The sequence below is a fragment of the Moraxella sp. 179-F 1C4 NHS genome (assembly GCF_045370505.1).
Taxonomy (GTDB): domain Bacteria; phylum Pseudomonadota; class Gammaproteobacteria; order Pseudomonadales; family Moraxellaceae; genus Faucicola; species Faucicola tetraodonis.
Window position 1 is genome coordinate 1 of record NZ_JBIQEC010000046.1, and the last position, 6,088, is coordinate 6,088.

4 protein-coding genes are annotated in these 6,088 nt (G+C 44.5%); 1 reads left to right on the plus strand and 3 read right to left on the minus strand.

Features of this window, described 5'->3' with window-relative positions; translation table 11 throughout:
- The first annotated feature begins 218 nt into the window (after positions 1–218).
- Positions 219–854 carry a uracil phosphoribosyltransferase gene (gene upp / locus ACH0AB_RS11510; RefSeq protein ID WP_076773962.1) on the plus strand — a complete coding sequence of 212 codons (636 nt, stop codon included), beginning with the start codon at positions 219–221 and terminating at the stop codon, positions 852–854.
- Between the two features lie 72 nt (positions 855–926).
- Here upp and ACH0AB_RS11515 read toward each other — a convergent pair whose 3' ends face one another.
- The 3 genes from ACH0AB_RS11515 to ACH0AB_RS11525 all read right to left on the minus strand — a co-directional run bounded on the left by ACH0AB_RS11515 (position 927) and on the right by ACH0AB_RS11525 (position 5,814).
- Positions 927–2,576 (minus strand): vWA domain-containing protein, encoded by a 1,650-nt coding sequence (locus tag ACH0AB_RS11515; protein ID WP_138017914.1) that lies wholly within the window; start codon positions 2,574–2,576, stop codon positions 927–929.
- A 113-nt stretch (positions 2,577–2,689) separates the two neighbouring features.
- Entirely contained in the window at positions 2,690–2,902 is a 213-nt protein-coding gene (locus tag ACH0AB_RS11520) for a DUF2905 domain-containing protein (RefSeq protein ID WP_099808321.1), read from the minus strand.
- A 509-nt stretch (positions 2,903–3,411) separates the two neighbouring features.
- Positions 3,412–5,814 (minus strand): YgiQ family radical SAM protein, encoded by a 2,403-nt coding sequence (locus ACH0AB_RS11525; protein WP_406878234.1) that lies wholly within the window; start codon positions 5,812–5,814, stop codon positions 3,412–3,414.
- Positions 5,815–6,088 lie beyond the last annotated feature (274 nt).

Sequence of the window (6,088 nt, forward strand, 5' to 3'; positions counted from 1 at the left end):
CTCCAATGCGCCAATGGTAGTGTGGTTCGCCCATGTGAGAGTAGGTCATCGTCAGCTCCCTATTCCAAAACACCCCCCTTTATTTCTTAAAGGGGGTGTTTTTTTGTATCCCTGAAAGACTCAGAGAAAAACTCAGAATAGAAAATTAATGTTTTTATCGCAGACTTTGGGTAAAATAGGCGAAAATTTTTGGTGTGAAATTTAAAGTGAGTGTTACCATGCAAATTACCGTTATTGACCATCCCTTAGTTAAGCATAAATTATCCTTGATGCGCGAGGCAGATAGTAGCACTTATAAATTTCGTACCTTGACTAAAGAACTTGCCCGTTTGATGGCGTATGAAGCAAGCCGTGATTTTCCCATAGAAACAATCAGCATTCAGGGCTGGGAAGGTAACCAAATAGAAGGCATTCAAATCAAAGGTAAAACCGTCACTGTCGTACCCATCTTGCGTGCAGGTTTGGGAATGCTTGATGGGGTTTTAGACCTTATTCCCACGGCTAAAATCTCGATGGTTGGACTGCAACGTGATGAGGATACCCTTGAGCCCGTGCCTTTTTTTGAAAAGTTGGTCAAAGATATTGATGAGCGTCCTGCGTTGATTTTAGATCCTATGCTTGCCACGGGTGGTAGTATGGTAGCAACGATTGATATGATGAAAAAACACGGCTGTAAAGATATTAAAGCTCTGGTATTAGTGGCAACGCCTGAAGGGGTGAAAGCGGTGAATGATGCCCATCCTGATGTGAAGATTTTTACCGCAGCGCTCGATAGTCATCTCAATGAACAGGGGTATATTATCCCAGGGCTTGGGGATGCAGGGGATAAAATTTTTGGCACAAAACAGCACTGATGGGCAAAATAGTAAAAGTAGGAGAAAAGCTAGATGATTTATCTAGCTTTTTTATTGACAGTTGTATAGTGGCTATTTTTTGGTGGGTTGTAAGCTATCGGCTAAGTCGATAAGCTTGACAAATTCGCGGCGAATACCTTGTGGGTCGTTGCCGATATTGGCTTGGGCGAGTCGCTTGCTATCGTTTAGTTGCCAATTACCGAGGTATTTGCTTTGCTTGAGGGTTTCGCCAAAACTTGCCACACTTAGCGCAAATGCCAGCTCACTGCTCGGCTGTTGGGTCTGATTGCTAATGGACAGGGTCAAAAGCGTTGATGAGTTGCTATTTGGCGCTTTATAGCGCAGTTTTAAAAACCCTAGCTCAGTATTTTTGCCTGTATGACTGATAGGGTGAGCTTGGTAGCGGCTATCGTCTAGCCAACCTTGCTGACCCACAGGAGTAACTTCAAACAGCGCAACCACGGATTTGCCTGCACCTAGCTCACCTGCGTCTACTTTATCGTTGTTAAAATCTTCTTTTGCAAGGACACGATTTTCATAACCAATTAAGCGCCATTCTTTAACCGTCTGGGGATTGAATTCCACTTGGACTTTAACGTCTTTTGCCACGGTGTTAAAGGTGGCTGACATTTCGTCTACCAAGGCTTTTTTGACCTCAGACAGGCTATCGATGTAGCTATAGTTACCGTTGCCGTTATCCGCGACTTGCTCCATCATGTGGTCGTTTAAATTGCCTTCACCAAAGCCAAATGTGGAAAGTGATACGCCGCTATCACGCTCACGGCGGATAATATCTAGCATTTCATCGACGTCCGATACGCCGACATTAAAATCCCCATCGGTCATCATCAAAATGCGGTTGATGCCATCTTTTTTATAGTGGATTTTTGCTTGTTGATAGGCCAGCTTTATCGCTGCTTCGCCATTGGTCGAACCACTGGCATCTAGGCTATCAATCGCGGCTAATATTTTGTCGGTATCACTGCCTTTGGTGGCAGGAAGCGTCACTTGGGTGCGACCTGCATAGGTCACGATACTGATGGTATCTTGCGCCCTCAATTGTTTGGTAAGCATTTTTAGCGAAGATTTGACTAGTGGTAATTTATCGTTGTCTGACATCGAGCCTGACACATCTACCAAAAATACCAAGTTGGCAGGCGGTAACGCGCTTTGTTTCGTGATGGTAGGGTCATCCGCTTTGATAGCTACTTTGATGATACGATTGGTAGCACGCCAAGGTGCGGCAACTGTTTCGGTGCTTACTAAAAAAGGGGCGTTGGCAAGGCGCTTGGCTTGTGAAAAGTCATAGTTAAAATAGTTGATAAGCTCTTCAATACGCACCGCGTCAGTAGGCGGTAGTTGTCCGTTGTTGAGAAAACGGCGCACATTGGCGTAGCTGCCCGTGTCGGTATCAATACTAAAAGTGGCAACGGCATCGGTGGCGGTCTGGTGAATGGGGTTGACTGCAAGGTGCTGATATTTTTCGCTATTATTGTGGGGTATCGGCAGCACCGGCATGATAGGTGAGTAGCGTGCCATCTTGCTCATTGCTGCCGCTTCCATCATCATGCTAGGCGCAGCAACCACGGGCGTTGGTGAGGCGATAACGGGTGTGGCAGGGCTGGTATCACGGCTATTTGACGGTGAGGGGCTACACGCCGTCAATAAGCTTTGGGCGATTACGAGGCTCAGTAGTGTTGGCTTAAAAATGTCGCGCTGCATGACTAACTCCTTTTCAATCTTGACTGGCGTAATTACAGTTTACGACATTTTTTGATAAAAAAGGCAGTTTTTGTGATAAAAACCTTCTCAATATAGCGGTACTTAGCGCGCTGTTAGCGGTTAAATAGGTTAAGAATAATAGTGAGAATGATACTCACAATAATCATGGTGACGATGGGGAAGTGAAAGCTGAAGCCACCGCCTTCGGAGCGATAATTAACGTCCCCCGGCATACGACCAAACCAGTTAAAGGCATTGGGAAAAAACAGATAAATTAAGCCAATGATGAGAAATAAAATCCCTATCCCAATAAAAATTTTTGCCATATTGAAAGCCTTTTATTTTTATAATGGTTTGTATTTTAGTGATTTTTTAACGTTTTTAGTGCTGTGTTTAGTTGTTAAGATGTAAGCTTGATGTAAAAATAAAAATTTAAATTTTATTGAGAATTTTTTATAAATAAAAAAGGCTGTCACATAATGTTTGAGGCTTCGAGTCTTTATTCGGAGCAATACATTGGATTTTTAGACAGAAGGTGAATATAACGCAGCCATCAGTCATATGAGTTATTTAATCCATTCAGCCTATAGGTTATTTCTAGCTAATCATTTTGCATTTAACAATTACAGTATTCGAAGAAAACACCAAAATCAAATTGGGAGATTTTAGAAATCATCAAAGTCTAAACCAAGTTAAAGATGCTAAACACTCTCTTTTTAATCATACAAAAAACATAAAATCGCTATCAGCCTTCAGATGTGGCATTAAATTGGAACAATTTAAAAATAAATAAACCGGCTTGTAGAAATGCGCTACAAGCCATGAATAACATAAATTATTTTGTTTTCCGCGGTGGCAAGCCTGTATGCTGCGTTTGGAAATTGCCTTTTTTCGGTTTATTTGGTTTTTTGCCAAAACTCGTCGGCGTGGGTTTTTTTTCCGATTTACTTTGCCCATTATTTGAATTGGAGTTATCCGCTTTACCATTACGCTTAACAGAATCGCCACCTGCTGAGCTGTTTTTCTTTCTTGCCGATTGGTAAATGTCTTCGCCTTCCAATTTTGGGTTATAAGGCGGAATTAAACACTGACTGCCATGCCCAATCAAATCCTCACGCCCCAAATCTTTAAGCGATTGACGCAGCAGTGCCCAATTTTTGGGGTCGTGGTAACGTAAATACGCTTTGTGGAGTTTACGCTGTTTACCCGATTTGACGATTTCCACCCCTTCGCTGTCACGGGTGACTTTATGTAAGGGGTCTTTGGCAGTATGATACATGGTAGTAGCAGTTGCCATCGGGCTTGGGTAAAAGGCTTGTACTTGGTCGGCACGAAAGCCGTTGCGTTTGAGCCAAATCGCCAAGTTCATCATGTCGTTGTCGGTCGTGCCTGGGTGGGCAGCGATAAAATACGGAATCAAATATTGCTCTTTGCCCGCTTCACGGCTGTATTTATCGAACATCTGCTTGAAAGTATCGTACGTCCCCATACCCGGTTTCATCATTTTGGAGAGTACATTGGTTTCGGAATGTTCGGGGGCGATTTTGAGATAACCGCCGACATGGTGGGTGACCAATTCTTTGACATATTCGGGGTCTTTGACCGCCAAATCATAGCGCAAGCCTGACGCAATTAGGATTTTTTTCACCCCTTTGATATCACGAGCTTTACGGTACAGTTGGGTGAGATGACTGTGGTCGGTGAGTAAGTTATCGCAGATATCGGGATACACGCAGGAGGGTTTGCGGCAGTTTTTCTCAATGGCATCGTCTTTACAATGCAGACGATACATGTTGGCAGTCGGTCCACCAAGGTCAGAAATTACCCCGGTAAATGACGGCTCGGTGTCGCGGATTTTTTTGATTTCGCCCAAGATAGATTCTTCTGAGCGGTTTTGGATAATGCGTCCTTCATGTTCGGTAATCGAGCAGAAGGTACAGCCGCCAAAACAGCCGCGCATGATATTGACTGATAATTTAATCATGTCGTAGGCAGGAATTCTTGCGTTGCCGTAGCTGGGATGGGGCAAACGGGCATACGGCAAATCAAAGATATAATCCATCTCTTCCATGGTAAGTGGAATGGGCGGCGGATTGAGCCATACATCAATGTCGCCATGTCGCTGCACCAAGGCGCGGGCGTTATGCGGATTGGTTTCTAAGTGCAAAATACGGTTGGCATGGGCGTAAAGTACCGGGTCGGATTTGACTTGCTCAAAGTCGGGCAAGCGAATCACGGTTTTGTCACGGGGCGGCAACGGGCGTTTGTGTTTTAAGGCGTTTTTATTGGGGTCTTTGAGGTTAACCACTTGGATGTCTTGGCTTTCAGCGACCTTATCAGCATTGAGGACTTTGTGCTCGACTTTATCCGCCACAAACCCTTTGTATTGACTCTCAAGGGTTTTTTCTTGTTCGATATGACAGTCGCCCACATCTTCCATCATCACATACGGATTGATAATCGGGTCAACACGCCCAACGGTGTCGACGTCGTTACTGGCGATTTCTATCATATCGCGTTGCCAGTGTTTTTTGGTTTGTGTTGACAGATACGCGGTGCCACGCACTTTGGCAAGGTCTTCAAAACGATAACCTTTGGCAAGTGCATGTACAACATCGACAATCGCCCGCTCGGCATTGCCATATAGCAAAATATCAGCGCGGCTATCCATCAAAATGCTACGGCGCACTTTATCTGACCAATAATCATAATGGGCGATACGGCGCAGCGAGCCTTCAATCCCGCCCAAAATAATGGGCACATCGGGATAGGCTTCACGGCAGCGCTGGCTATATACTACAGCCGCACGGTCGGGGCGTTTGTCGGGGGCATTGTCTGGCGAGTAGGCATCATCACTGCGAATGCGTCTATCGGCGGTGTAGCGGTTAATCATGCTGTCCATATTGCCTGCGGTGACGCCCCACGCGATGGTCGGTTTGCCGAGTGTCATAAAAGCGTCTTTGCTCGTCCAGTCTGGCTGGGCGATGATACCGACGCGAAAGCCTTGCGACTCTAACAGCCTGCCGATGATTGCCATACCAAAGCTTGGGTGATCGACGTAGGCATCGCCTGAGACGATAATGACATCACAGGCATCCCAACCAAGGGCATCCATTTCGGCTCGGCTCATCGGCAAAAATGGCGCAGGCTCAAAGCAGCTTGCCCAGTGTTTATCATAGTCAAATAGGGCTTTGGTGCCTTGTTTAAAGGCTTTGTTAGCAATAGTTTCGGCGGACATAGGCTTGGATATTAAATAAAATGAATATGGCTCATTTTATCATGAATCAATTTTGCGATGGGGGTTTATAGGGCGAAATAACAAAAAAACCTGATTAAATTAGTCGGAATTTTATTGGCTATTAGACAAATTTTTTTGCAAGTAATTACATTATAATAAGCGTTGAAAATTTTTTACTTGCCATAAACTATTTAATCAACCTGAATTCGACATAAGAAAGGATAAAAAAAAGAAGCCCAACATGCTAAAGTAAGTTCACCACAAACACCTTTAA